The sequence below is a fragment of the Klebsiella sp. 1SOBk5mer genome (assembly GCF_046603115.1).
Lineage (GTDB): Bacteria > Pseudomonadota > Gammaproteobacteria > Enterobacterales > Enterobacteriaceae > Klebsiella > Klebsiella quasipneumoniae.
Genome location: NZ_JBKIUU010000007.1, coordinates 161,058 through 185,096, shown reverse-complemented (window position 1 = coordinate 185,096; position 24,039 = coordinate 161,058). Strand labels below are relative to the sequence as shown.

General features: G+C 55.6%; 23 protein-coding genes and 2 tRNA genes. 10 read left to right on the top strand and 15 right to left on the bottom strand.

What is annotated here, in order from left to right:
• Positions 1–49 precede the first annotated feature (49 nt).
• A complete protein-coding gene (gene gltX, locus ACLH1U_RS16965) occupies positions 50–1,468 on the top strand; it encodes a glutamate--tRNA ligase (protein ID WP_004202014.1) in 1,419 nt (472 codons plus the stop codon).
• 52 nt (positions 1,469–1,520) lie between these two features.
• Here the strand turns inward: gltX and ACLH1U_RS16960 are convergent, their stop codons facing one another.
• Together ACLH1U_RS16960 and ACLH1U_RS16955 are read right to left on the bottom strand one after the other, a co-directional pair.
• Complete coding sequence (locus ACLH1U_RS16960; protein WP_285202809.1) at positions 1,521–1,913, bottom strand: MerR family transcriptional regulator; 393 nt, start codon at positions 1,911–1,913, stop codon at positions 1,521–1,523.
• Between the two features lie 3 nt (positions 1,914–1,916).
• Entirely contained in the window at positions 1,917–2,270 is a 354-nt protein-coding gene (locus ACLH1U_RS16955; RefSeq protein ID WP_004202017.1) for a YfeC-like transcriptional regulator, read from the bottom strand.
• Between the two features lie 219 nt (positions 2,271–2,489).
• On the opposite strand from ACLH1U_RS16955, the gene ACLH1U_RS16950 reads away from it, so the two are divergent.
• The 3 genes from ACLH1U_RS16950 to ACLH1U_RS16940 all read left to right on the top strand — a co-directional run bounded on the left by ACLH1U_RS16950 (position 2,490) and on the right by ACLH1U_RS16940 (position 5,060).
• Positions 2,490–2,565 (top strand) — tRNA-Ala (locus ACLH1U_RS16950).
• 41 nt (positions 2,566–2,606) lie between these two features.
• Positions 2,607–2,682 (top strand) — tRNA-Ala (locus ACLH1U_RS16945).
• Positions 2,683–2,888: 206 nt separating this feature from the next.
• Positions 2,889–5,060, top strand: a complete 2,172-nt coding sequence (locus tag ACLH1U_RS16940; protein WP_064155271.1) for an EAL domain-containing protein — start codon at positions 2,889–2,891, stop codon at positions 5,058–5,060.
• Between the two features lie 47 nt (positions 5,061–5,107).
• Here the strand turns inward: ACLH1U_RS16940 and nupC are convergent, their stop codons facing one another.
• The gene (nupC, locus tag ACLH1U_RS16935; protein WP_012540950.1) at positions 5,108–6,310 is read right to left on the bottom strand and encodes a nucleoside permease NupC; all 1,203 of its coding nucleotides are present in this window, start codon (positions 6,308–6,310) and stop codon (positions 5,108–5,110) included.
• A gap of 346 nt (positions 6,311–6,656) precedes the next feature.
• On the opposite strand from nupC, the gene ACLH1U_RS16930 reads away from it, so the two are divergent.
• Positions 6,657–7,898: an Nramp family divalent metal transporter gene (locus tag ACLH1U_RS16930; RefSeq protein WP_004202021.1), complete on the top strand. Its 1,242-nt coding sequence runs from the start codon at positions 6,657–6,659 to the stop codon at positions 7,896–7,898.
• Positions 7,899–7,955: 57 nt separating this feature from the next.
• Here ACLH1U_RS16930 and ACLH1U_RS16925 read toward each other — a convergent pair whose 3' ends face one another.
• Positions 7,956–8,330, bottom strand: a complete 375-nt coding sequence (locus ACLH1U_RS16925) for a DUF2502 domain-containing protein (protein ID WP_411299352.1) — start codon at positions 8,328–8,330, stop codon at positions 7,956–7,958.
• A 130-nt stretch (positions 8,331–8,460) separates the two neighbouring features.
• Positions 8,461–9,453, bottom strand: coding sequence for an L-glyceraldehyde 3-phosphate reductase (gene mgrA, locus ACLH1U_RS16920; protein WP_023290583.1), 993 nt, complete (start codon positions 9,451–9,453; stop codon positions 8,461–8,463).
• A 180-nt stretch (positions 9,454–9,633) separates the two neighbouring features.
• Between mgrA and ACLH1U_RS16915 the strand changes: the two genes are divergently transcribed.
• Complete coding sequence (locus ACLH1U_RS16915; RefSeq protein WP_032453679.1) at positions 9,634–11,295, top strand: alpha-keto acid decarboxylase family protein; 1,662 nt, start codon at positions 9,634–9,636, stop codon at positions 11,293–11,295.
• Here the strand turns inward: ACLH1U_RS16915 and ACLH1U_RS16910 are convergent.
• Positions 11,292–12,527 (bottom strand): ion channel protein, encoded by a 1,236-nt coding sequence (locus ACLH1U_RS16910; protein WP_023290581.1) that lies wholly within the window; start codon positions 12,525–12,527, stop codon positions 11,292–11,294. The two genes, ACLH1U_RS16915 and ACLH1U_RS16910, sit on opposite strands and share 4 nt — an antisense overlap.
• A 263-nt stretch (positions 12,528–12,790) precedes the next feature.
• Here ACLH1U_RS16910 and glk point away from each other — a divergent pair, with 263 nt between their 5' ends.
• The gene (glk, locus tag ACLH1U_RS16905) at positions 12,791–13,756 is read left to right on the top strand and encodes a glucokinase (RefSeq protein ID WP_004202027.1); all 966 of its coding nucleotides are present in this window, start codon (positions 12,791–12,793) and stop codon (positions 13,754–13,756) included.
• 54 nt (positions 13,757–13,810) lie between these two features.
• On the opposite strand, the gene ACLH1U_RS16900 is transcribed toward glk, so the two are convergent.
• Entirely contained in the window at positions 13,811–14,548 is a 738-nt protein-coding gene (locus ACLH1U_RS16900) for a LytR/AlgR family response regulator transcription factor (protein WP_023290580.1), read from the bottom strand.
• A gap of 11 nt (positions 14,549–14,559) precedes the next feature.
• Complete coding sequence (locus tag ACLH1U_RS16895; protein ID WP_411299351.1) at positions 14,560–16,257, bottom strand: LytS/YhcK type 5TM receptor domain-containing protein; 1,698 nt, start codon at positions 16,255–16,257, stop codon at positions 14,560–14,562.
• Here ACLH1U_RS16895 and ACLH1U_RS16890 point away from each other — a divergent pair.
• Positions 16,256–16,354 (top strand): hypothetical protein, encoded by a 99-nt coding sequence (locus ACLH1U_RS16890; protein WP_032428955.1) that lies wholly within the window; start codon positions 16,256–16,258, stop codon positions 16,352–16,354. The two genes, ACLH1U_RS16895 and ACLH1U_RS16890, sit on opposite strands and share 2 nt — an antisense overlap.
• Positions 16,355–16,640: 286 nt before the next feature.
• Positions 16,641–17,855 (top strand): alanine transaminase, encoded by a 1,215-nt coding sequence (gene alaC / locus ACLH1U_RS16885; RefSeq protein WP_004202031.1) that lies wholly within the window; start codon positions 16,641–16,643, stop codon positions 17,853–17,855.
• A gap of 70 nt (positions 17,856–17,925) precedes the next feature.
• Here the strand turns inward: alaC and ypdK are convergent, their stop codons facing one another.
• The 3 genes from ypdK to ACLH1U_RS16870 all read right to left on the bottom strand — a co-directional run bounded on the left by ypdK (position 17,926) and on the right by ACLH1U_RS16870 (position 19,986).
• Entirely contained in the window at positions 17,926–17,997 is a 72-nt protein-coding gene (gene ypdK, locus ACLH1U_RS16880) for a membrane protein YpdK (RefSeq protein WP_099119320.1), read from the bottom strand.
• A 337-nt stretch (positions 17,998–18,334) separates the two neighbouring features.
• Positions 18,335–19,531, bottom strand: a complete 1,197-nt coding sequence (locus tag ACLH1U_RS16875) for a CynX/NimT family MFS transporter (RefSeq protein WP_023290578.1) — start codon at positions 19,529–19,531, stop codon at positions 18,335–18,337.
• A complete protein-coding gene (locus ACLH1U_RS16870; protein WP_023290577.1) occupies positions 19,528–19,986 on the bottom strand; it encodes a nucleoside deaminase in 459 nt (152 codons plus the stop codon). The genes ACLH1U_RS16875 and ACLH1U_RS16870 overlap by 4 nt, the downstream gene beginning before the upstream one ends.
• 132 nt (positions 19,987–20,118) lie before the next feature.
• Between ACLH1U_RS16870 and cynR the strand changes: the two genes are divergently transcribed.
• Positions 20,119–21,027, top strand: a complete 909-nt coding sequence (cynR, locus tag ACLH1U_RS16865) for a transcriptional regulator CynR (RefSeq protein ID WP_065804880.1) — start codon at positions 20,119–20,121, stop codon at positions 21,025–21,027.
• 30 nt (positions 21,028–21,057) lie between these two features.
• Here the strand turns inward: cynR and ACLH1U_RS16860 are convergent, their stop codons facing one another.
• The 4 genes from ACLH1U_RS16860 to ACLH1U_RS16845 all read right to left on the bottom strand — a co-directional run bounded on the left by ACLH1U_RS16860 (position 21,058) and on the right by ACLH1U_RS16845 (position 23,828).
• On the bottom strand, positions 21,058–21,918 hold the full coding sequence (locus ACLH1U_RS16860; RefSeq protein WP_032453669.1) for a hypothetical protein: 861 nt from the start codon (positions 21,916–21,918) through the stop codon (positions 21,058–21,060).
• A 360-nt stretch (positions 21,919–22,278) separates the two neighbouring features.
• The gene (locus ACLH1U_RS16855; protein WP_032453668.1) at positions 22,279–22,761 is read right to left on the bottom strand and encodes a WbuC family cupin fold metalloprotein; all 483 of its coding nucleotides are present in this window, start codon (positions 22,759–22,761) and stop codon (positions 22,279–22,281) included.
• Positions 22,762–22,978: 217 nt separating this feature from the next.
• Positions 22,979–23,299 (bottom strand): GGDEF domain-containing protein, encoded by a 321-nt coding sequence (locus tag ACLH1U_RS16850; protein WP_071997558.1) that lies wholly within the window; start codon positions 23,297–23,299, stop codon positions 22,979–22,981.
• Positions 23,292–23,828, bottom strand: a complete 537-nt coding sequence (locus ACLH1U_RS16845) for an MASE4 domain-containing protein (RefSeq protein ID WP_223825682.1) — start codon at positions 23,826–23,828, stop codon at positions 23,292–23,294. Before ACLH1U_RS16845 ends, ACLH1U_RS16850 begins: the two co-directional genes overlap by 8 nt.
• Between the last annotated feature and the right edge of the window lie 211 nt (positions 23,829–24,039).

Sequence of the window (24,039 nt, the reverse complement as noted above, 5' to 3'; positions counted from 1 at the left end):
ACCGGACATTGCCGGCTATCGGCATCTTTATTAAACGTAAGGCCAATTCATGAAAATCAAAACTCGCTTCGCGCCAAGCCCAACCGGCTATCTGCACGTTGGCGGTGCGCGTACTGCTCTCTATTCCTGGCTTTTTGCCCGTAACCACGGCGGTGAGTTTGTACTGCGTATTGAAGACACCGATCTCGAACGCTCCACCCCGGAAGCAATTGAAGCCATCATGGATGGCATGAACTGGCTGAATCTGCAATGGGACGAAGGTCCCTATTACCAGACTAAACGTTTCGATCGTTATAACAACGTGATCGATGAGATGCTGGAAGCCGGTACCGCTTATAAATGCTATTGCTCAAAAGAGCGTCTGGAAGCGTTGCGCGAAGAGCAAATGGCGAACGGTGAGAAGCCGCGTTACGATGGGCGCTGCCGCCATAGCCACGAGCATCATGCCGATGATGAGCCGTGCGTGGTGCGTTTCGCCAACCCGCAGGAAGGGTCGGTTATTTTTGACGATCAGATTCGCGGACCTATCGAGTTCAGCAACCAGGAGCTGGACGATCTGATCATTCGCCGTACCGATGGTTCCCCGACCTACAACTTCTGCGTCGTAGTGGATGACTGGGACATGGCGATCACCCACGTGATCCGTGGTGAAGATCATATCAACAACACGCCGCGCCAGATCAACATCCTTAAAGCGCTGAATGCGCCGGTGCCGGTATACGCGCACGTATCGATGATCAACGGCGACGATGGCAAGAAACTCTCCAAACGCCACGGGGCGGTCAGCGTGATGCAGTATCGCGACGATGGCTACCTGCCGGAAGCGCTGCTGAACTATCTGGTGCGTCTGGGCTGGTCCCATGGCGATCAGGAGATCTTCACCCGCGAAGAGATGATCGAGTTCTTCTCGCTGGGGGCGGTCAGCAAATCCGCGAGTGCGTTCAACACCGACAAGCTGCTGTGGCTGAACCATCATTACATCAATACGCTGCCGGCGGAGTATGTGGCGACGCATCTGCAGTGGCATATTGAGCAGGAAAATATCGATACCCGCAACGGTCCGCAGCTGGCCGAGTTGGTGAAGCTGCTGGGCGAGCGTTGCAAAACGCTGAAAGAGATTGCCCAGAGCTGCCGCTACTTCTATGAAGAGTTCGCTGAATTCGACGCCGACGCGGCGAAGAAACATCTGCGTCCGGTAGCGCGTCAGCCGCTTGAAGTCGTCCGCGACAAGCTGGCGGCGATTAGCGACTGGACGGCGGAAAACGTCCACCACGCGATTCAGGCGACCGCTGATGAGCTGGAAGTGGGCATGGGTAAAGTCGGTATGCCGCTGCGCGTGGCCGTTACCGGTGCAGGGCAGTCTCCTGCGCTTGACGTTACCGTCCATGCAATCGGCAAGTCCCGTAGCGTAGAGCGTATCAATAAAGCGCTGGCTTTTATCGCTGAGCGCGAAGGCCAGGCGTCCTGACGGGGACCTGGATGATAAAACGGCAGGATACCCCTGCCGTTTTTTTTGTCTGTTACGCCAGGCTGGCGATGCCGAGGCGGGCAAGAAAACCGCTAATCCCTTCCCGGGCCAGCAGGTCGCGGAGCTGCAGCTGTTCTGCCGGAGTCATCAGTTGCAGGGTTTCTGTGATTTGCCGCCAGATCGCGTCCGCTTCATTGACCAGGTAAGCGCCTGGCGATTCCGCGAGATGATTCTCGCTAAACAGATGGCGTCTGGCGGGAATGTTCGTCAGAAACTCGCGCACCGGTTGGTCGATGACCACCAGCCGCGCTCGGCCTCCTTTGACGCCGGGTATTGTTTCCGTGCGCCATTTCTTCTCACGAACCCAGCGATTGATCGTTTGTCTCGCCAGCCCCAGGCAGTCGGCAAGCTCTGCGGGCGTCATTTTATCTTTTAGTTTCATCATGGTTTACCGATCGCGGATCCCTAACCGAAGCAGTAACCCGGTGATCCCCTCGCGTAACAGCAGCGACATAAGCTGCTTCTGCTCGCTGGGAGTGAGTTCTTTACAGAGGGTCAGCAGCAGCGATTCCAGATCGCTGTCGTGGGGAGAATAGGTGCCGGGCGTCTCCGCCACGCGCTGGGCGCTGCGGATAAACTCCCTGACTTGCTCATTGACATGGACCAGGCGCGCCTTACCGCCCTGGACGCCAGGCCGCGGAGAGGTCTGCCAGCCTTCTTTCCGCACCCACTTATTGATAGTTTGCCGGCTGTAGCCGGTCAGATGGGCGATTTCTTCAGGTGTCATTCGTTCCTTGAGCATACTATTTCCTGAGTAAATGTATGGGAATTAGCTGTCCATGTTATAGCATCCTTTTACTGGAAAAGGTGACCTGTTTAACTTCTGGCTGCGATAAGGCTCGCAATCTCAGCAGGTTGCCTGCTTTTTCAGCGATTGAATCGAGAAGGATAATTTTGCCGTTGACACCTGAGCGAGGAATTCATATTATGCCGCCCGTCAACACGACACGCTTTACGTTACGGGGCTATAGCTCAGCTGGGAGAGCGCTTGCATGGCATGCAAGAGGTCAGCGGTTCGATCCCGCTTAGCTCCACCAAATTCTGCACCCAGCGGATTTGGTTCGTAAAGAGGTCCTGTGGGGCTATAGCTCAGCTGGGAGAGCGCTTGCATGGCATGCAAGAGGTCAGCGGTTCGATCCCGCTTAGCTCCACCAAAATTCAGAAACCTCGCTTCGGCGGGGTTTTTTTTTATCTATTTTCATGTAAAGCACTTTCTGGTTACGTCAGTTAATCTCCAGCTATTAAAATCGAAAGTAATTTCAGACTTTTTCCTGATAATTCACCTTGCTTGCCCTAAATAAGCAACATAACATTTCCCCCATTAAACGTAATGAGGTTGCCGGAGTTTTAATTAACAATAATGGTTGATAAAATTAACATTAATATCAAAAAAACTCTGTTGGCCTTTATCGTCTGTTTAGTCGCTATTCCGCTGGCTCGTTTTATTTCACCGCAAACGGTTATAGATGGCAATCTTATTTATATTGCCTGGCTGCCAATCAGCGTAATGTTTTCTGTTATTTTTATCTTTGGTCGCTATGCGATTGCGCCATTAATTCTCGCATTTGCCATTACCAATAGCCTGATAATTAAATTAACGCTACCGCAGGCGTTTATCTTACTCTTTTGTCAGCTGTTTGCGGTGTTCGTCTCCTGCGCTATTCTAAGACTGTTGGTGGGTAAGCGCTGGCGCTGTGGTCCAACGGCGAAACATATGGGGGCGCGGATCTTCTGGGGCGGGTTCTTCGCGCCGGTGCTGCTGAAAATCACCATGTACCTCGCCGGACAATATTTTGCGTTTCCCCTATCTATTACCAGCTATTTTGGTAGTATGCCGTTGATTTACACCGTAATAGATATTCAAAGTTTAATCAGCGCAGCATTAATTTTTACCACCTTTTTATATTATCCAATGCGGATGATTATCAATCCACGCTACGCTCGACGATTCTGGCGGCAGGAATGTTTACCGTGGCTGGCAGCAAAATATCGTTCCTTTACGCTATATTGGTTTATCGCGCTGGCGGTGATATTAACGCTATTGTGTGCGCCGTATCAGTCTGAATTTATTGCCGGTTATTTAGTTCCGGTGATTTTTATCGTCTACTTTATCGGGATTAGCCGGATTGGTCATGCGCTACTGCGTATTTCATGGTCGGTCTCGGCTTTTTTACTGGTGGTGTATAACAAAAACTTTCTCCAGGGCGTCCAAAGCGAGTATTCATTATCCTTTGTGCTGTCAGTGTTGATCTCCTTTACTATCTGTTTGTTTTATATGGCAGACACCTATGCCCGCAGCGATCGCAATAAACGCCGCTGGCGTAGTCAGGCGGAAGAAGATCCGCTGACTGGCTTGCCTAACCTGCGCGCGCTGGAGAGCCATTTACAAAGCTGTCCGCAGCAGGTTATCTGCAGCCTACGTATTCATAATCTCGACTTTCTCAGCAGGCATTATGGCCTGATGATGGGGGTGGACTGTAAACGGCAGATTATTCGGGCGCTGCAACCGCTGCTGGGGGCGGCGGATAAAGTTTTCCAGGTGCCGGGCAGCGAACTGATCCTCGTGCTTGACGGACCGGAGCCTTCATCCCGTTTGCATCATATGGTCGCGGTTCTCAACCACAAAAAATTCAGCTGGCACAATCAGCCGCTGGATCTGGAGTTTGGCGCGGCCTGGGGCCGCGACGACGGTCAGCGCGAGGGACTTCACCAGATGCTGGGTCAGCTAAGCTGGCTTTCCGAACAGGCGGGCAGCGAACGTCGGGTGCTGGCGCTGGATGAGGAGCAGGAGCTGGTGGTGGATCAAACCACCGAGCAGGTGCGCCTCCTCATGCGCGTCAAGCAGGTGCTCAAAGAGCGGGCGCTCATGCTCTATGCGCAACCGATTCAGAACAGGGAAGGGGAGGGATATCATGAGATCCTCACCCGGATGCGCTGTGGCGATAGCGTCATTATGCCCGATCAGTTTATCCCGTTGATTGTGCAGTTTAACCTCAGCCAACGTTTCGACATGCTGGTGCTGGAGACCTTGTTCAGCGTGCTTCATCAGCACGCTGGCCAGCGATTCTCGGTCAATCTGCTGCCTGCAACCCTGATGCAAAAGGATAGCGCCGCGCAGATTATCGCGCTGTTTCAACGCTATGCGGTCTCACCAGACCTTATCACTATTGAAGTCACTGAAGAGCAGGCCTTTTCCAATGCCGACATCAGCCGGCAAAATCTTGAAGCGCTGCGCGCGTTTGGCTGCGCCATCGCCATTGATGACTTTGGCACCGGATATGCGAACTATGAACGACTGAAGCATCTCCAGGCCGATATCATCAAGATTGACGGCTGCTTCGTCCGCGACATCCTCACTGACCCGCTGGACGCCATTATGGTGAAATCGATTGTCGAGATGGCGCGGGCGAAACGGATGAGCGTGGTGGCGGAATATGTCGAAAGCGAACCGCAAAAAGCGCGCTTGCTGGAGCTGGGGGTGAATTATCTGCAGGGCTACCTGGTGGGCAAGCCTCAGCCGCTGGGCGAATGACGGGTAAAAAAAGCCGGGCATCGCCCGGCTCAGATGACTGGCGCCTGTTACAGAACCAGAGCCGCAATAGAAGCAGACAGGACGCTGACCAGCGTGGAGCCATAAACCAGCTTCAGACCGAAGCGAGAAACCACGTTGCCCTGTTCTTCGTTCAGACCTTTGATCGCCCCGGCTATGATGCCGATAGACGAGAAGTTCGCGAAGGAGACCAGGAAGATAGAGATAATGCCTTCCGCGCGCGGGGAGAGCGTCGAGGCGATTTTCTGCAGATCCATCATGGCGACGAATTCATTGGAGACCAGCTTGGTAGCCATAATACTGCCCACCTGCAGCGCTTCGCTTGCCGGCACGCCCATCACCCAGGCGACCGGGTAGAAGATATAGCCAAGGATCCCCTGGAAGGAGATGCTGTAGCCGAACCAGCCGGTCACAGTGGCGAACAGGGCGTTCAGCGCGGAGATCAGCGCGATGAAGCCGATCAGCATCGCCGCCACGATAATCGCGACTTTAAAGCCCGCCAGAATGTACTCGCCCAGCATCTCGAAGAAGCTTTGACCTTCGTGCAGATTCGACATCTGCAGATTTTCTTCACTCTCTTCCACACGGTACGGGTTAATCAACGACAGAACGATAAAGGTGCTGAACATGTTGAGCACCAGCGCCGCGACGACGTACTTCGGCTGCAGCATGGTCATGTATGCGCCAACGATGGACATCGATACGGTGGACATCGCGGTCGCCGCCATGGTGTACATACGGTTGCGCGACATTTTGCCGAGAATATCTTTATAGGCAATAAAGTTTTCCGACTGGCCGAGGATCAGCGAGCTGACGGCGTTGAAGGACTCCAGCTTGCCCATGCCGTTGATTTTCGACAGCACGGTACCGATGGCGCGAATAACAATCGGCAGGATGCGAATATGCTGCAAAATACCGATCAACGCGGAAATGAAGACGATAGGGCACAGAACCTTAAGGAAGAAGAAGGCCAGACCTTTGTCGTTCATGCTGCCGAACACGAAGTTTGTCCCTTCGTTGGCAAAGCCGAGAAGTTTTTCAAACATCTCGGAGAAGCCTTTCACAAAACCCAGACCAATATCGGAGTTCAGGAAGAACCAGGCCAGCAGGACTTCAATGACAAGCAGTTGAACAACATAACGAATACGGATCTTTTTACGGTCATGACTGACCAACAGGGCCAGTATAGCCACCACAACGATCGCGAGGACAAAATGCAAGACGCGGTCCATAGTTGCTCCAAATATGAGGCAGGTTAAATTTCCGTGCACATTCTATGCAACGGCTTTAAAGAAAACGAGATCAATTGCACACTATTGCAAGGAACTGTGACCAATGGCAAAAATAGTGATCAAACATCCACTTTTGTTATGTTACGTAAAGGTTTTAAAAGTTGCATTCTTGTACTACTCTTAATAGCGGGCGCGATCGGGTTTACTGACGCCCGTTTTTCATTTCCGGCCAGCAATTGTTCCCTCCTATCACAGCAATCATTATCTCCATTTCAAATGAACTTGATAATCATTCGCATTTTGATAGCATGAAACATAGCAAAGGCTATATTTCCAGAGGCAGAAGATGACTAGCAGTCGCGTTGAGAATAGCAGTAGTCGCGCCGCGCGCAAGGTGAAGCTCGCCTTAATGGGGCCAGCTTTCGTCGCTGCCATTGGCTATATCGATCCGGGTAATTTCGCCACGAATATTCAGGCTGGCGCCAGCTTTGGCTATCAGCTGCTGTGGGTGGTGGTATGGGCCAACCTGATGGCAATGCTGATCCAGGTGCTCTCTGCCAAACTCGGCATTGCCACCGGTAAAAACCTGGCCGAGCAGATCCGCGACCATTACCCGCGCCCGGTAGTGTGGTTTTACTGGGTGCAGGCGGAAATCATCGCCATGGCCACCGATCTGGCCGAATTTATCGGCGCTGCGATTGGCTTTAAGCTGGTGCTGGGCGTATCGCTTCTGCAAGGGGCGGTGCTGACCGGGGTGGCGACCTTCCTGATCCTGATGCTGCAGCGGCGCGGACAAAAACCGCTGGAGAAGGTGATTGGCGGCTTGCTGCTGTTTGTTGCCGTCGCCTATGTCGTTGAATTGATCTTTTCCCAGCCCGCGCTGGCTCCCCTGACCAAAGGGCTGGCGATCCCTACGCTGCCCAACGGCGAGGCGGTATTCTTAGCCGCCGGGGTGCTGGGGGCCACCATTATGCCGCACGTGATCTACTTACACTCCTCGCTTACCCAGCACCTGCACGGCGGGACGCGAAAAGAGCGCTATAACGCGACCCGCTGGGATGTGGCGATCGCCATGACCATTGCCGGGTTCGTCAACCTGGCGATGATGGCGACCGCCGCGGCGGCATTCCATTTCAATGGCCATACCGGCGTCGCCGATCTTGATCAGGCTTACAGAACGCTGGAGCCGCTGCTGAGCCATGCGGCGGCGACCATCTTTGGCCTCAGCCTGGTCGCTGCAGGTTTATCATCGACGGTGGTGGGGACTCTCGCAGGTCAGGTGGTTATGCAGGGCTTCATTCGCTTTCATATTCCGCTGTGGTTTCGCCGGGCGGTCACTATGCTGCCGTCGTTTGTCGTCATTCTGCTGGGGCTGGATCCAACGCGCATCCTGGTGATGAGTCAGGTGTTGCTGAGCTTTGGTATTGCGCTTGCCCTGGTACCGCTGCTGATATTTACCAGCAATGCAAAGCTAATGGGAGACCTGGTGAATACCCGCTGGGTGAGAGGCATCGGCTGGGCGATAGTCGCGATTGTGGTGAGCCTGAACGGCTGGTTAATTGTGGGATCGCTGCTCGGGGTGGATTAATGGCCTCCTGATGCGGAATAAAGCGAAGGGGAGCCGATGGGCTCCCCTTTTCGTCTGTTAGTGATGGCCATGTCCATGACCGTGACCACGCCCGCCGGGACCACGCCCGCCGGGACCACGTCCCCAGCCGCCGCGGCGATCGTCGCGGTCGCTCCAGCCCGCGCGATAGCCGCGCTCCCAGGCTTTATCTCTGCCTTTGTACCAGCCTTTGTGCCAGCCGTTGTCATGACGATGCCAACGGTTATCACGCCATTCATAGTGACGACGCCAGTAATCACGGTCGCGCCAGCTGCCACCGTCCCAGTAGTTACCGTAATTGTCACGATCGCCAATTTGTAATTTTATCGATGGCAACAGGGTGATTTCACCAGCGTTAGCGACTAATGGCGCTGCGGCCAGCAGTACTGCTGCCAGAATCAGTGACCTGAACATACTCTTCTCCTTCACGATCGGGGCCCTAAGCGGCCTGTTAACGTGATATTACGGGCCGGTAAAGACCTATCGCATCGGACGAACTCCGAAAGCACAGAAAAGAGCACTTTTTGCTAAAGTAACATTTGCTTTACAGCGCCAGGATGGCATCAATCGCGGCGCACTCTTCGGCGCTGAAATGACGATGTTTCAGCATTCCGACAGCGTCATCCAGCTGGGCGGTTTTGCTGGCGCCGATCAGCACGGAGGTGACTTTCTCCTCACGCAGCACCCAGGCCAGCGCCATCTGCGACAGCTTCTGCCCGCGTGCTTCCGCCAGCGTATTCAGCTGACGAATTTTTTCTAATCTGGCGCTGGTCAGCTGCTCCGGCTGCAGAAAACGACTGCTGCTGGCGGCACGTGAGTCTGCCGGAATGCCGTTGAGATAGCGGTCGGTGAGCTGTCCGCCGGCCAGCGGTGAAAACGCTATACTTCCCACCCCTTCCGTCTGCAAAAAATCCAGCAGCCCCTCTTCCACGCCGCGTTCAAACATGGAGTAGCGGGGCTGGTGAATGACGCAGGGGGTGCCGAGATCGTTAAGGATCTTCACCGCCTCCCGCGCCTGGGCCAGCGGATAGTTGGAGATGCCGACGTACAGCGCTTTACCCTGGCGGACAAGGTGATCAAGCGCGCGCATCGTTTCCGTCAGCGGTGTCTCCGGGTCCGGGCGGTGATGATAAAAAATATCGACATATTCCAGCCCCATGCGCTGCAGGCTCTGGTTAAGGCTGGCCACCAGATATTTGCGTGAACCCCAGTCGCCGTAAGGGCCGTCCCACATGGTGTAGCCCGCCTTGGTGGAGATGATCAACTCATCGCGATAGGGCAGGAGCGCCTCTTTGAGGATGCGGCCAAAATTGCTTTCCGCCGAGCCCGGCGGCGGCCCATAGTTGTTGGCCAGGTCGAAATGGGTAATGCCGAGGTCAAATGCGTGCTGGAGCATCTGCCGGCTGGTTTCCACCCGCGTTTCATCGCCAAAGTTATGCCACAGACCGAGAGAAATTGCCGGCAGCTGAAGGCCGCTGCGGCCGCAGCGACGATAGGCCATCGTTTGATATCGCGTGGTACTTGCCTGGTAAACCATTCTTCCTCCGCAGATAAAACAGGATGTGTATACGTTTACACTAATCAATGTTCTGCGTGGAGTACATCGCTTTTTCGGCGTAATTATTGCTTTACACTGCCTTTATCGCCCCCTTTCTGGACAGGCGGATCGCTTATTCAATACTCAAATTACACCTGCGCCAAAATGAGGAAAATGGATATGCAACCGACTTACACTATTGGGGATTATCTGCTGGATCGCCTCGTCGACTGCGGTATTGACCGCTTGTTCGGCGTGCCGGGAGATTACAACTTACAGTTTCTCGACCGGGTCATTGCGCATAATGCGTTGGGGTGGGTCGGCTGCGCCAACGAGCTCAATGCGGCCTATGCTGCTGACGGTTATGCACGCATTAAGGGAGCCGGTGCGTTACTTACAACCTACGGCGTCGGCGAACTGAGCGCGCTGAACGGCGTGGCGGGCAGCTATGCGGAGCATATTCCGGTATTACATATCGTCGGCGCGCCCTCCACTGGCGCTCAGCAGCGCGGCGAACTGCTGCATCACACCCTGGGCGACGGCGATTTCCGCCATTTTGCGCGGATGAGCGAGCAGATCACCTGTAGCCAGGCGCTGCTGACCGCCGGCAACGCCTGCCATGAGATCGACCGTGTTCTGCGCGATATGCTGACGCATCATCGGCCTGGCTATCTGATGCTGCCGGCCGATGTCGCCAGAGCGGCAGCGATTGCCCCAGCGCAGCGCTTGCTGGTGGAGGCCGCTCCGGCGGATGAAAACCAGCTCGCCGGATTCTGCGAGCATGCCAGCCGCCTGCTGCGGGGCAGTCGACGCATCTCCCTGCTGGCGGACTTCCTCGCGCAACGCTATGGCCTGCAAAACACGCTCCGGGAATGGGTAGCGAAAACCCCCGTCGCCCACGCCACCATGCTAATGGGCAAGGGGCTGTTCGATGAGCAGCAGAGAGGTTTTGTCGGCACCTACAGCGGTATCGCCAGCGCGCCGCAGACCCGGGAGGCCATCGAAAACGCCGACACCATCATCTGCATCGGCACGCGCTTCACCGACACCATCACCGCGGGATTCACCCAGCATCTGGCGCGGGATAAGACGATAGAGATCCAGCCCTTCGCGGTCAGGGTGGGCGATCACTGGTTCAGCGGCGTGCCGATGGATCAGGCACTGGCTGCGCTGATGACCCTTTCCGCACCGCTGGCGGCGGAGTGGGCTGCGCCTCAGGTCGTGGCGCCGGAAGTGGAGGAGGGGGCCGACGGCGAACTCACGCAGAAAAATTTCTGGGCGACGGTGCAGGGGGCGCTGCGTCCCGGCGATATTATTCTCGCCGACCAGGGGACGGCCGCCTTCGGCATTGCCGCGCTGAAGCTGCCGTCAGAGGCGTCGCTGATCGTCCAGCCGCTGTGGGGCTCGATTGGTTTTACCCTCCCGGCCGCCTATGGCGCGCAAACCGCGGCGGCAGAGCGGCGGGTGGTGCTGATTGTCGGCGATGGCGCCGCCCAGCTGACGATTCAGGAGATGGGCTCTATGCTGCGCGATAAGCAAAAGCCGCTTATTCTGCTGCTGAATAACGAAGGGTATACCGTGGAACGGGCGATTCACGGCCCGGAGCAGCGCTACAATGACATTGCCCTGTGGGACTGGCGACGCCTGCCGGAAGCCTTCGCCCCGGACGTTGCCTCGCGCTGCTGGCGGGTTACGCACACCGATGAGCTACGAGAGGCGATGGCGGAGAGCATCACCTCCGATACGCTCACCCTGGTGGAAGTGATGCTGCCGAAAATGGATATTCCCGATTTCCTGCGCGCGGTGACGCAGGCGCTGGAGGAACGAAACAGCCGCGTTTAGTCGGTATGGTGTCTGGCAATCATCAAGGGCCTCCCGGCCAGCAGCAGCCAGGCCGGGAGCATCACAATGCACAGCAGCGGCAGCAGCGTGGTGTCCGGCACCACCACGGCGGCCATAAACAGGCTCAGCCAGCCGTCGCGGGTGACGACCAGCACCATGCCGAGGATCGCGCAGGAGACGGTGATCGCCGCCGGCACGGCGTCCACGTGGGCATGCAGCATCAGCCCCAGCGCCACGCCGACGAAGACCGCGGGGAAAATCCGCCCGCCGCGAAAGCCGCAGGCCGAGGCGAGAACCAGCGCAGCCAGTTTAACCAGCGCGATGAGCAGATAATCCGAGGCGGTCAGCGTCTGGCTGAAGGCCAGCTGCTGCATCTCATCCAGCCCCTTAAACAACGTTAAATGTCCGCCAATGGTCCCGAGGATCCCTAACAGCAAGCCGCCGAGGCCCAGCGTCAGGATCGGGTTTTTCAGGCGGTGCATCAGCGTGTGCAGGCGCGGCAGACACCAGACGGCGACCATACCGACGGCGATAGCGATCAGGGCGACGATCATGCCGCTGATAATATCGACGAAGTGCATCTGGCTATAGTGTGGGAGCGGCAGCGTGAAGTGGGGGTGGAAAAACAGCCCGGTCGTCAGCGCGCCCGCTGCGGCGGCAAGCATCGGGGCAAACAGACGATCCCATAGCGGCGACTCGTTGCTGCTGTTGAGGGTTTGCGAAAAAATCAGCGCGGCGGCCACCGGGGTGCCGAAGAGGGCGCCGATGGTGCCTGAGGCCGCGAGAATGGTCCAGTCAAGAGAGCTGACCCGCGGGAACAGTCGGGAGCCGACGGCGACGGCCAGCGCAATATTCACCACCATAATCGGATGCTCCGGGCCGAGGCTGACGCCGCCGGCGAGGCCAAGGATCAGCGCCGCCAGCAGCCCGGGCAGCGCGCCGGTGGCAATGGGCGCGCCGATTAACGACTCGGTCGCCGGGTCCGGCCCGGCATGCCCCGGGCTGTAACGGACGACCAGGCCCACCGCGATCCCCGTCGCCGTGAGAATGGCGATGATCCACAGCGGGTTCTCGGCGCTTACTCCAAACTGCACTGGCAGATTGCTCCACAGGATGCGCTGCAGCAACGCGGCAATCTTCATCGCGCCGATCAGGATCAGACTGGAGGCGATGCCAATCAGGATAGCCGGCACCGACAGGATCAGCATTGTTCTGGCGCGAGGATGGAGCATGAAAATGTCCTTGTTAAAGTTCAGGAGCACTACTTTGCCTTTGTCGGCGGGGACCGTCGATGCAAATGGTGCTGAAACGATAAAGTTAAGGCGGCGTCTGATACCCGTGGCCTCGTTAATAGGCTACTTTGCATTGATTACAAACTAAATGTGACCTGTGTCGCTAAACAAGGGGCGTCCGCGAGTTGGACGTTGTTGTTAAGCCGCCATGAATTTACAGTGTGCCAAAAGATTTATTTTGACTTTAGCGGAGCCGTAACGGAATGACAAAATTTGCTTTAGTAGGAGATGTCGGGGGGACCAACGCCCGCCTGGCGCTGTGTGATCTGGCGAGCGGAGAGATCTCTCGTGCAAAGACCTATTCCGGGCTCGATTACCCCAGTCTGGAGGCGGTGGTACGCGTCTATCTCGAAGAGCATCAGGTGACGGTCAGCGAAGGCTGTATCGCTATCGCCTGCCCGATCACCGGCGACTGGGTGGCGATGACCAACCATACCTGGGCCTTCTCCATCGCCGAGATGAAGCGCAACCTTGGCTTTGCGCACCTGGAGATTATCAACGATTTCACCGCCGTTTCAATGGCCATCCCGATGCTGAAAGCCGAGCACCTGATTCAGTTCGGCGGCAGCGCGCCGGTAGCCGGCAAACCGATCGCCGTTTATGGCGCCGGAACCGGGCTGGGCGTAGCCCATCTGGTACACGTTGATAAACGCTGGGTCAGCCTGCCGGGCGAAGGCGGCCATGTCGATTTTGCGCCGAACAGCGAAGAAGAGGGCATTATTCTGGAAGAGCTGCGCGCTGAGCTGGGGCATGTCTCCGCAGAACGCGTCCTCTCCGGTCCTGGTCTGGTCAACCTTTATCGCGCGATAGTCAAATCGGATGGTCGACTGCCGGAGAACCTGCAGCCGCGTGAGGTCACCGAGCGGGCGCTGGCGGATAGCTGCACCGACTGTCGCCGGGCGCTGTCGCTGTTCTGCGTCATTATGGGGCGCTTCGGTGGAAACCTGGCGCTGACCCTGGGGACGTTTGGCGGCGTCTATATCGCTGGCGGCATCGTGCCGCGCTTCCTGGAGTTCTTTAAAGCCTCCGGCTTCCGCGGCGGTTTTGAGGACAAAGGCCGTTTTAAAGCCTATGTCCAGGATATCCCGGTTTACCTGATCGTGCATGACAACCCAGGCCTGCTGGGCTCCGGGGCGCATCTGCGTCAGACGCTGGGTCAGGTGCTGTAAGCGCATTCCTCCCGGGCTACTGTTGTAGCCCGGCCAGGCGGGGCTCCCCGCCGTCTACAGATTCATCAGCTGGCGAAACTCTTTCACTTTACTGCGACTGACCGGAACCTGAAACTCCAGGTCGCGCAGGCGTAGCACATAGGTATTGTTAAACCACGGCTCAATTTCCCGAATTTTGCTGAGATTCACACAGTACGAGCGGTGACAGCGAAAGAAATGTGCGGTGGGCAGTTTGCTGCAGAATTCGGTAATGTTCATCGGCATGACGAATGACTCCCGGCGAGTGTAGACGAAGGTCATCTTCTCGTGCGCCTCGGCATAATAGATATCATGAATGCTGGTGACGATGATCCGCTCATCTTTTATCAGATTGATGGTGTCGTTTTCCCGAGGCGCCACGCTGGTTAACCCGGAAGCGGCGTTATTCTGCTGCTGCCAGGCGGCGGTCAGCTTCTGCAGCATATTGATGATGCGCGACTCCTGGTAGGGCTTCAGAATGTAGTCAAACGCCTCCAGCTCAAAGGCTTCCACGGCGTGTTCTTTCCACGCGGTGATAAAGACGATAAAAGGCTTATGGGCGAACTGGCTGATGTTCTGCGCCAGCAGAACGCCGTCCAGCGATGGAATATTGATATCGAGAAAGATGGCGTCGACCTTGTTGTGCTGGAGAAATTTCAGCACGTCCAGTCCGTCGTCAAAGCTGCCGACGATCTCCATCTGGCTGTGGGTGTTGATAAGCCAGGAGAGTTCCTGTTGGGCCAGAAACTCATCCTCCACAATGATAACTTTCATCTTTTCTCCGCTCATGACAACAGAGACTCCGTCAGCGCCTGCGGCGTAGAGTGATTGGGGACATAAAAAGCGATCTCCGTTCCTGGCGTCAGGGTGCGGATATGCAGCCCCTCGCCATAGAGAAGTTTCACCCGATGATGAACGTTGAGCAGGCCGATTTTGTTACCCGGCATTTCATCGGCTTCCACGCGGGCGACCACGGCGGGATCGATGCCGTTGCCGGTGTCGCGAACGCTGATGCGAACCCGATTACCGCACTCATTGACGCCGATCGTCACCACGCCTTTCCCTTTACACGGCTGAATGCCGTGCACAATGGCATTTTCCACCAGAGGCTGGATAAGCAGGCTTGGGATCACGCAGCTGACGTCGTCGTCAATATCATAGATAACCGTCAGTTTGTCGCCGAATCGCGCCTGTTCAATGGCGATGTAATCTTTGATCTGATACAGCTCTCGTTTGATATCAATCTGCTCATCGTCTTTTAATTCGATGTTATAGCGCAGATAGCGCGACAGATTAAAAATGAGCTGGCGCGCGGTGTCCGGATTAAGGCGAATCGAGGAGGAGATCGCGTTCAGGGCATTGAATAAAAAGTGCGGGTTAATCTTGCTTTGCAGAGCGCGCAGCTCCGCTTTGTTGGCCATCTCCCGTAGCTGTTCGGCGCGGGAAACCTCCAGCTGGGTGGAGATGATTTGTGACAGGCCTATCGCCATCTCCTGCAGCGTCGAGGTGATGCGATGGGCGTGGCAGTAATAGATTTTTAGCGTACCGGTGACCACCCCTTTTTCCCACAGCGGAATGACCATCAAGGAGTGGATCTCCGGCGTACGGTGGGCTTCATCATTGTTTTTAATAATGATTTTTCCATAACGGATGGCCTGTCGGGTGGTGGGACTGATGACATCGTTATGATGTTGATAGTTGGCTTCACCGACGCCCACGTAGGCCAGCACGTGTTCCGTATTGGTGATCGCCACCGCGTCGGCGGTAATGTGGCGGCGGATAATGTCGCAAACCTGGCGCAGAGAATCGCTGTTGACCTGACGGAACAGCGGCAGGGTTTTGTTGGCAATGTCGAGCGCCAGTTTCGCCTGCCGCGCGGCGCTGGCCTCCTTTTCCCCTTCCACGCTCTGCACCAGCAGCACGATAAAACCGATGCAGACGCTGCCGAGGATCATCGGGATACCAATTTTCGAAACAATATCCACGCCGAGGCTGAGGGAAGGGGCCCAGATCACCACCAGGATCATGGTCAGAGTCTCGCAGACCATTCCGGCCAGAATGCCGATTTTCCAGCGTTGATCGCGGGCCACTTTGCGGTTAATCAACCCCGACAGCAGGCCGGCGATGATACTGGTGATAAAGCAGGGCACGGCGGTCACGCCGTCAATATCAATCAGATAGCGGTGCACACCGGCAATCACCCCGACAATGGCCCCCACCCAGGGACCAAACAGGATCCCGCCGGACATCACGGCGATGATGCGCACGTTTACCAGCGATCCTTCCACCGGCACACCGGACCAGGTACTGAAGAGCGCGAACAGCGAGAAAATGGCGGTGACAGCCAGCAGCTCTTTCGGCGTATGCGCCGACTTATGCAACAGTTCGCGGAACAGGCGCAGGCGAATGAGAAAAAACAGGCAAATAAGCATCAGGGCCGCACGATCATAGACCGCCAGCATCATAGTAAAGATTTCGTGCATGGGTGCGCCGCGTCAGTGGCCAGAAAAGGACATGATAAAAAACCTGACGACAGAAGACCAGCCGCAGAAAAATAATGAGGAAAAGGCGCACTTTTAAAAGGGGATTGAGGGGTGGGGAGGCGATGTACCGCCAGACGCCAGAAGAAACGATAAATACCCGTGATAGAAAAGATATCAATATGTTACCACTTGCAGACAAAACGGTATTCATCCCGCAGCGTACTGCCGTATTTAGCGCAGACGATACCCGTTTTTAACGCCAGTGATTATTTTTCGTCAGGGCACTCGACAACGTGATTTTTTTCAGGTTATTTTCTAAACGAGCCGCAACAGCGGCAGCGTCGCTCGGACGGTCCGGGCGCTAACGTTAATCAGAGGAACCTATGGCTGAATCCAGTCCTGAACGCCGTTTTACGCGTATCGATCGTCTCCCTCCGTACGTTTTTAATATTACTGCCGAACTGAAAATGGCTGCGCGCCGGCGCGGCGAAGATATTATTGATTTCAGTATGGGCAATCCCGATGGCGCGACGCCGCCGCATATCGTGGAAAAACTCTGCACCGTCGCCCAGCGGCCTGACACCCATGGTTACTCTACCTCGCGGGGGATCCCACGCCTGCGTCGCGCTATTTCGCGCTGGTATGAAGAACGCTATAACGTCGATATCGATCCGGAATCGGAAGCGATCGTCACCATTGGTTCGAAAGAGGGGCTGGCGCACCTGATGCTGGCGACGCTGGATCATGGCGACACCGTGCTGGTGCCGAACCCCAGCTACCCGATCCATATCTACGGCGCGGTGATTGCCGGGGCGCAGGTGCGCTCGGTGCCGCTGGTGGAAGGGGTGGATTTCTTTAACGAACTGGAACGCGCCATCCGCGAGAGCTATCCGAAGCCGAAGATGATGATCCTTGGCTTTCCCTCGAATCCGACCGCGCAGTGCGTCGAGCTGGATTTCTTTGAAAAGGTTGTCGCCCTGGCGAAGCAGTATGACATCCTGGTCGTCCACGATCTGGCCTATGCCGATATCGTGTATGACGGCTGGAAAGCGCCCTCCATCATGCAGGTGCCCGGCGCACGCGATGTCGCCGTCGAGTTCTTTACCCTGTCGAAAAGCTATAACATGGCCGGCTGGCGCATTGGCTTTATGGTCGGTAATAAGACCCTGGTGAACGCCCTTGCCCGCATCAAAAGCTACCATGACTACGGCACGTTTACGCCGCTGCAGGTGGCGGCGATCGCTGCCCTGGAGGGCGATCAGCAATGCGTGCGGGATATCGCTGAACAGTATAAGCGCCGCCGCGATGTGCTGGTGAAAGGGCTCCATGAGGCCGGCTGGATGGTGGAGTGTCCGAAAGCGTCCATGTACGTCTGGGCGAAAATTCCGGAACCTTATGCCGACATGGGCTCGCTGGAGTTTGCGAAAAAGCTGCTTAACGAAGCGAAGGTTTGCGTTTCTCCGGGGATTGGCTTTGGCGATTATGGCGATACCCATGTCCGCTTCGCGCTGATCGAGAACCGGGACCGGACGCGTCAGGCGATCCGCGGCATTAAGGCGATGTTCCGCGCGGATGGCTTGCTGCCCGCCGCGAGCTAGCGCTTCGGCGAATACGCTATAACAAAAACGGGAGCCTCTGGGCTCCCGTTTTTTTTGACACCGCTGCAGTCTAGATCATCAGGGCAAAAGTACCGGCCCAAACGATGACCATAAAAGAGAGGCCCATAAAGAAGTATTTCACGACTCATCACTCCACGCGCTTATGCGACGTTCAAATGAATTAATTGTTCTGTTTTTCAAGGGCTGTCGCTGGTGAAATCTCACCCTGCGGCAGCTCGCAATTCTGTGCGTTAAGTGCTCCAGATGGCGCTAATGTACGCCTAAAAAATCAGGGAAACAAGAGGCATTTTTTTATTAATTTTTAGTTACTTACGAGTGTCGTGATTCGGCGACACATTAATTTCGCCCGGTAATAAATTTAGCGCCAGCGACGCTGCGAAAACGGGTTTCTCGTCAGGGCGATTAGCGGAGCTAGTCAGGCTTGGCGCGCGGCATCCACGTTGCCACGCGCCACCGGTTTAATGCAGATCAGAGGCGCGCTGTCGCCACTCGGCAGGGTAGTGTGCCGGGATAAAGCGCAGCGTGATCGCCATGAGTAACAGGACACAGAGCGCATGCCAGGACCAGTCAAGGGTGTAGTTCCCGCTCAGGCTACGCAGCAGGCCGGAAAGCCAGGGCGACAGGCCGGCGATAATAAATCCGATACCCTGCATAAAGGCTACCAGCCGGCCGGCCACCGTCGGTTGTCCGGCATGATCGAGGGCCAGCACCAGGCACAGGGGAAACGCGCCGCCCAGACCGACGCCGCAGGCGAGAGCCCAGAGCGCGGAGAAGTGCTGCGGCAGCCAGATGAAGCCGCAGAAGCCAATCAGCTGGAGCGCCAGAGCACACAGCAGAAGCTGGCGCCGGTCATCCTGGCGAGCCAGCGCCGGCAGCAGCAGCGCGCCCGCGGTTTGCCCAACCGTCAGCAACGCCAGCAGCGAGCCGCTGTACTGGGCGCTGTCGCCAAGCTGCATATAATAGGGCGGCAGCCAGGCGATCAGACTGGCGTAGCCAGCATTGATCAGTCCGAAATAGAGCCCCAGCGTCCAGGCGCGGCGCTGGCCAATAATCGCTACCCGGGGGGCGGCGCTGGTCTGATGCGGAGCACGGGGCAGGTGCCGGCAAATCGCCAGCCAGCTGAGCAGGGCGAGGAGGGCGGGGAGCGCCCACCAGGCCAGCGCATCCCGCCAGGCTGTGCTGTGCGACGCCAGCCACGGCGTTAACGCGGCGCCTAACCCGCCACCGCCCATTAGCGCAGCTGACCATAGCCCCATTACCAGCGGCGTCCGTCGGGCGAATAAGCGCTTAATCACCGCCGGGATGGCAGCCTGGATGATGCCGATGCCAACGCCTCCGGCCAGGGCGCTGGTGAGCAGTAGGCCGCTATTCGGGGCGATTTCCCGCAACAGGGCGCCCGCCGCGATAATCAGCAGGCTTAGCGCAATGCTACGGTTTTGACCGACATGACGATCGACCCAGCCGCCGGCCAGCGCCAGCACGCCCATCGCTACCACCGGCAGGGCGGTCAGTAGCGCGGCCAGGGTATAGCTCATCCCACTGGCGGCGCGGATCTCCGGAAGCAAAGGGCCGATGGAGGTGAGCAGCGGCCGCATATTTATGCCGATCAGCACCAGGATCCCCAGCGTCAGATTCTGTCGCAACACGGCTTTCATGGCTGCTGTTCCGCCCACCGCTGATAAACTGCCAGCCCCTCCGGCTGGGGGCGATGATGGATCGGCAACGTCTGCTGCGCCAGCGGCTGCTGCAACTGCTGATAAATCGCGGCGGTAGATAGCTGAAAAGGCTCTCCGTCCTGATTGCTGTTGGCGAAAAATACTTCCCGCACGCCGGTTAAATAGAGTGCGCTAAGACACATCGGACAAGGCTGTCCGCTGGCGTAAATAACGCATTCGCGCAGAACTTCGCTTCCCAGCCTGGCGGCAATATCGCGAACGGCATTCAGTTCGGCATGCGCCGTTGGGTCGCCGCTCAGATGAAAGGTGTTGACGGCTTCGGCGACAACCTCGTTATGGCGCACCATCACGGCGCCAAAGGGGCGACCGCCGTGGGTTGTGTTGTGTTTTGCCAGCGCTAAGGCGCGCTGGAGATAGCGATCGTGAGCGGACATAGTCACTCCTGCATAAGATGATGTTCAAGGTAAAAGAGGCAACGGGTCGTGCGTAGAGGGTACGTAACTTGTTTCATAAGTTAAAAGACTTATTTATGATGAACCCTAGTTGAATTACTTATAGGTAAGCGGATGCTCCTGCGCCATCTTTCCTACTTTATCGCTGTGGCAGAACACCGTGGCTTTACCCGCGCCGCCGCGGCGCTGCACGTCTCCCAGCCGGCGCTGTCACAGCAGATCCGCCAGCTGGAAGCCATGCTGGAGGTTCAGCTTTTCGACCGCTCTGGCCGTTATATCCGGTTAACCGATGCCGGAGAGATCTGGCTGGAGTATGCCCGCCGGGCGTTACGCGATCTTGAGGAGGGGCGGCGCGCTCTGCATGACGCTGAAGATCTGCAGCGCGGCAAACTCCGCATTGCCATGACGCCGACCTTCACCACCTATATGCTGGGACCGCTGGTGGAAAACTACTATCGACGCTACCCCGGCGTGAAATTGCTGATCCAGGAGATGAACCAGGAGCGCATGGAAATGATGTTGCTGAAGGATGAACTGGATGTCGGCATCGCCTTTGACGACAGTCGTTCCCCGGATATTGTCGTTCAGCCGCTGCTGACGGAAACCCTCGCGCTGGTGGTGAGCCGCACGCATCCTCTGGCCAGAGAGAACGCGCTCAGGCTGCAGGCGCTCGACGCGCAGCCGCTGATTTTACTGAGCAGCGAGTTTGCCACCCGGGAGCAGATCGATCGTTATTGTCGTCGTCATCGGCTCGAACCTGACGTGCAGATGGAGGCCAACTCTATCGGCGCCGTTCTGTCGGTCATTCGGCGAACGCCCCTTGCGACACTGCTGCCGGCGGCGATCGCCGGGCAGTATGATGATGTGGTGGCGATTGAGCTGGAACCCGCGCTGCTGCAGCGAACGGCCTGTTTGCTCCAGCGCAGGGATGCGTGGCAGAGCGCCGCGGCACGCGAATTTATCGCCCTGGCGCGGGAGATTGCGCTAACGCTTGAGCAGGAAAACCGCCTGCCTCCTGCCTGAAGGCGTGCGTCGCTCGGCGGCGAGCCAGGATTAACGGTGGGCTGCGTTGCTGGTGTCGGCCTCGTCGGGCAGGGCATTCTCTCTAAGCATGACTTCCTCCTTCAGCCTTTCCAGCACGTGATGAAAGAGCTGGGTCTTGTCTGGCTCAGCCATGGTCTGCAATTTCACATTAAATAAACTATGGGACAGAATAAGATCGTGGATAAATTCCAGCAGTACCTCACTTTGCGGAAGTGAGGTTAATTCCTGATGGATATAACCGGTTTGTTGCCGTAGCGGATTTTTTGTGACATCCATCGGTCGGGCGCTAATGCTATGGGCAAATATTTTCTCAATTGCCTGACTGGTAATATAGAGCCGACTCAATGACAGGATGGGGTTTTCGGCTTCCTGCGGAATGAAGTGACAATAAACAAACGGTTTCTCAGGCAGCATCATGCTGAACCTGTTTTCACGATGAATATCGTTAGGCGCCTCCAGCAACGCCATTAAATTCCGGCTGTGCGGATGCCAGAGTCCTGAAGCTGTGACCTTGACGTTGAACTGCGTGACGGTATTCCCGCTCTGGGTTTCCATGACGGGAATATCGCCATCAATCCGCAAAATGCTATGGATATGGGAGTGTGGCGACCAGTAGGTTTCCAGCGTCTCAGATGAATTGAGTGGATTAAATGTGTTGGTTACCTCTTTTTCCTGATGAGAAAGGACGGCGAGTTTTAGTGTTCCCCGCGTCGGGTTAAGCTTCAGGCATAGATTGATCGCACCGATATCATGCCAGTGAAGAATGTCTTCAATTTCACAGTTTAATAATTTTTGCGCCCGGGAAAGGGAACAATACTCCATTGGCGGTAAATTATTTAATTTCCAGATATTCCGTTCTGTTATATTCATAAGGATTGTTTATTGCAGAAAAATAGCGGTCAGTATTAGCAATGAAAATCTGATGGTCATGTGCTTTTTTTTGTTAACGTCGCTGGTCTGATTGATGAAATTCATTCATGTTGAGAATATTATATCAATAAGATGATTATTCTTATTGTTACGTCAGCCATTCACTTGATGGTGTAATCCTATCATTAATTTCGCTCGAGAAAAATAGTTTGCTTAGCGCCTGAATACAACACTTTTTTTTATTAACGACCTCGACGAGAGGGAACGCATCATGAAGAGAATGTGGTTCTTGAAATCAATGCCTGGACGACAGGGATAACGCAAACGGATGCTCGCGGCATCCGTTTGCGGCGGCCAAGCTTACCGGGTTACAGAGGGATAGCGATCTCCTGGCTGCGCGATGGCATACCAGGACATCATCTCCGCGGTACCCGGCTGACCTTCTGCTGGCGCCCAGTCCATAGTGTCGATTTCAGCAAGCGGTTGATAAGCGCCTTGTTTGACTTCAAATACCATTCCACCAGCGTCGAGTGAGAGCACCGTATGCCAGGTGCCAGGCTCCATTTCCAGCGCCATGCAGGTTTCACCCAGCACCACCCGGTTAGTGATCGCGCCATGATCATCAAAATTTAGCACCACAAAGCGACCTTTCAGCGGCAGCAAAAGTTCAAAGGTATGTCGGTGCCGGTGCGGGCGGATATAGGTGCCGGGTTCCATAGCGATAGCCAGACGCTGCACCGGGTCGCTCAGCTCAGGGTGAAAATTGCGATGGGCACGTAAGCGCGGGGAACTGGCCGCCGCTTCGCTCTGCTGCTGCATATCGCTAAGGGTGATCTGTTTCATATCAACGCCTGGCTCCTTTGTTGTCCAGAGAGTGTTGCATCGGCTGGGCGGCAGGTTGACGACCAGGCCACGCGATATTGTACGCATAAAGCGTGTTGCTGTTGGTTAATTGTCGAGGCTATAGAGTGCAGGAGGGCTTCTGCCAGGCAACCGCGCAATTCCTACCTGCTTTTTTTGCCTGGTACAGGGCGCCGTCGGCACGGTTAAGTCATTCATTCTATACCGTTTTAGGATCCTCCGTTGTGGCAAGACCGATACTGATCGTGACGCTTTCGGGCAGTTTAACCCTGCTGCTGACGTCGCCTGGGTTGATAATGGTCTGGCGGGTCCGCTCGGCGATGAGTTGCGACTGCTGTTGGCCCACGTCAGACAGTAATAGCGCAAATTCCTCGCCGCCTGTTCTGGCCACAATATCATCTCTGCGAACCTGATCCTGAAGTACCCCGGCCACATACTGAATAACAAGATCTCCCTGAAAGTGACCATATTTGTCATTGATGCGCTTGAAATGTTCGATGTCGCATAACAATTTAGACAATGGTTTTGCACAGAGACCCGTTGCATTTTTTTATCAGCACAAGGTAAAAATAACGGCGGTTATACAGCTGCATCAGATAATCACGAATCGAGTTCTGATAAGCATTCTCATATTTATTGTTGGATAATTGATAAAGATTAAACGCATTAAGGAAAATAATGATAATAAAGATCAGAGTGCCCAGCGTTTCGAAAAGCCTCGCTTTATACCCTGTGTTCTCGCTAGCGACATCTGCGGTTGTTAAGAAAGAGAAGGTTAATATATAAACGAAGTAGTAAAAATAGATTCCTGTCCAGAATATATTTCTGAAGCGGGTTAATGCCATCGTCGTGAAAAAAAAGAACGTCCATATGTAAACCATTATATTACTGGCTAAGCGAATCGTTGGTTCATACAGGTGGATTGAGGAAAATCCAACAATCAGGACGATAGCTAAGGTCAGGCTTATACAGGCAAAGGTAATAATAATGTGATTATGGGAGGCCAGCAGGCGATGCGAACGAAACTTGAATACTAATGCCGCGGTGATGATTTAGGTGAGTGTTAACGCGTTGCGGTAAAAATAGATGAGTCTGATGGCCTGTTCATTAGGTCATACCTGTCAGGGCAAGAAAACTATGTTTTTATGATCGTGAATATCAATATTTTGAATGTCTGTCGGGAGTGAGCAGTATGCTTTTCGTGCGGTCGCTGCTGACGATGTCATTACGTTTTACAACTCGTCTTTTCCTGTGAGTTGT

Excerpts from the sequence above, each read along its gene's own strand:
- ACLH1U_RS16930 (WP_004202021.1), top strand. The coding sequence starts at position 6,657 with ATGACTAGCAGTCGCGTTGAGAATAGCAGTAGTCGCGCCGCGCGCAAG.
- ACLH1U_RS16940 (WP_064155271.1), top strand. The coding sequence starts at position 2,889 with ATGGTTGATAAAATTAACATTAATATCAAAAAAACTCTGTTGGCCTTT.
- ACLH1U_RS16895 (WP_411299351.1), bottom strand. The coding sequence starts at position 16,257 with ATGCACGAAATCTTTACTATGATGCTGGCGGTCTATGATCGTGCGGCC.
- ACLH1U_RS16900 (WP_023290580.1), bottom strand. The coding sequence starts at position 14,548 with ATGAAAGTTATCATTGTGGAGGATGAGTTTCTGGCCCAACAGGAACTC.
- ACLH1U_RS16890 (WP_032428955.1), top strand. The coding sequence starts at position 16,256 with ATGGGTGCGCCGCGTCAGTGGCCAGAAAAGGACATGATAAAAAACCTG.
- ACLH1U_RS16855 (WP_032453668.1), bottom strand. The coding sequence starts at position 22,761 with ATGAAACAGATCACCCTTAGCGATATGCAGCAGCAGAGCGAAGCGGCG.
- gltX (WP_004202014.1), top strand. The coding sequence starts at position 50 with ATGAAAATCAAAACTCGCTTCGCGCCAAGCCCAACCGGCTATCTGCAC.
- ACLH1U_RS16875 (WP_023290578.1), bottom strand. The coding sequence starts at position 19,531 with ATGAAAGCCGTGTTGCGACAGAATCTGACGCTGGGGATCCTGGTGCTG.
- ACLH1U_RS16915 (WP_032453679.1), top strand. The coding sequence starts at position 9,634 with ATGCAACCGACTTACACTATTGGGGATTATCTGCTGGATCGCCTCGTC.
- glk (WP_004202027.1), top strand. The coding sequence starts at position 12,791 with ATGACAAAATTTGCTTTAGTAGGAGATGTCGGGGGGACCAACGCCCGC.
- ACLH1U_RS16910 (WP_023290581.1), bottom strand. The coding sequence starts at position 12,527 with ATGCTCCATCCTCGCGCCAGAACAATGCTGATCCTGTCGGTGCCGGCT.
- mgrA (WP_023290583.1), bottom strand. The coding sequence starts at position 9,453 with ATGGTTTACCAGGCAAGTACCACGCGATATCAAACGATGGCCTATCGT.
- ACLH1U_RS16955 (WP_004202017.1), bottom strand. The coding sequence starts at position 2,270 with ATGCTCAAGGAACGAATGACACCTGAAGAAATCGCCCATCTGACCGGC.
- alaC (WP_004202031.1), top strand. The coding sequence starts at position 16,641 with ATGGCTGAATCCAGTCCTGAACGCCGTTTTACGCGTATCGATCGTCTC.
- ACLH1U_RS16870 (WP_023290577.1), bottom strand. The coding sequence starts at position 19,986 with ATGTCCGCTCACGATCGCTATCTCCAGCGCGCCTTAGCGCTGGCAAAA.
- ACLH1U_RS16925 (WP_411299352.1), bottom strand. The coding sequence starts at position 8,330 with ATGTTCAGGTCACTGATTCTGGCAGCAGTACTGCTGGCCGCAGCGCCA.
- ACLH1U_RS16860 (WP_032453669.1), bottom strand. The coding sequence starts at position 21,918 with ATGAATATAACAGAACGGAATATCTGGAAATTAAATAATTTACCGCCA.
- cynR (WP_065804880.1), top strand. The coding sequence starts at position 20,119 with ATGCTCCTGCGCCATCTTTCCTACTTTATCGCTGTGGCAGAACACCGT.
- nupC (WP_012540950.1), bottom strand. The coding sequence starts at position 6,310 with ATGGACCGCGTCTTGCATTTTGTCCTCGCGATCGTTGTGGTGGCTATA.
- ACLH1U_RS16960 (WP_285202809.1), bottom strand. The coding sequence starts at position 1,913 with ATGATGAAACTAAAAGATAAAATGACGCCCGCAGAGCTTGCCGACTGC.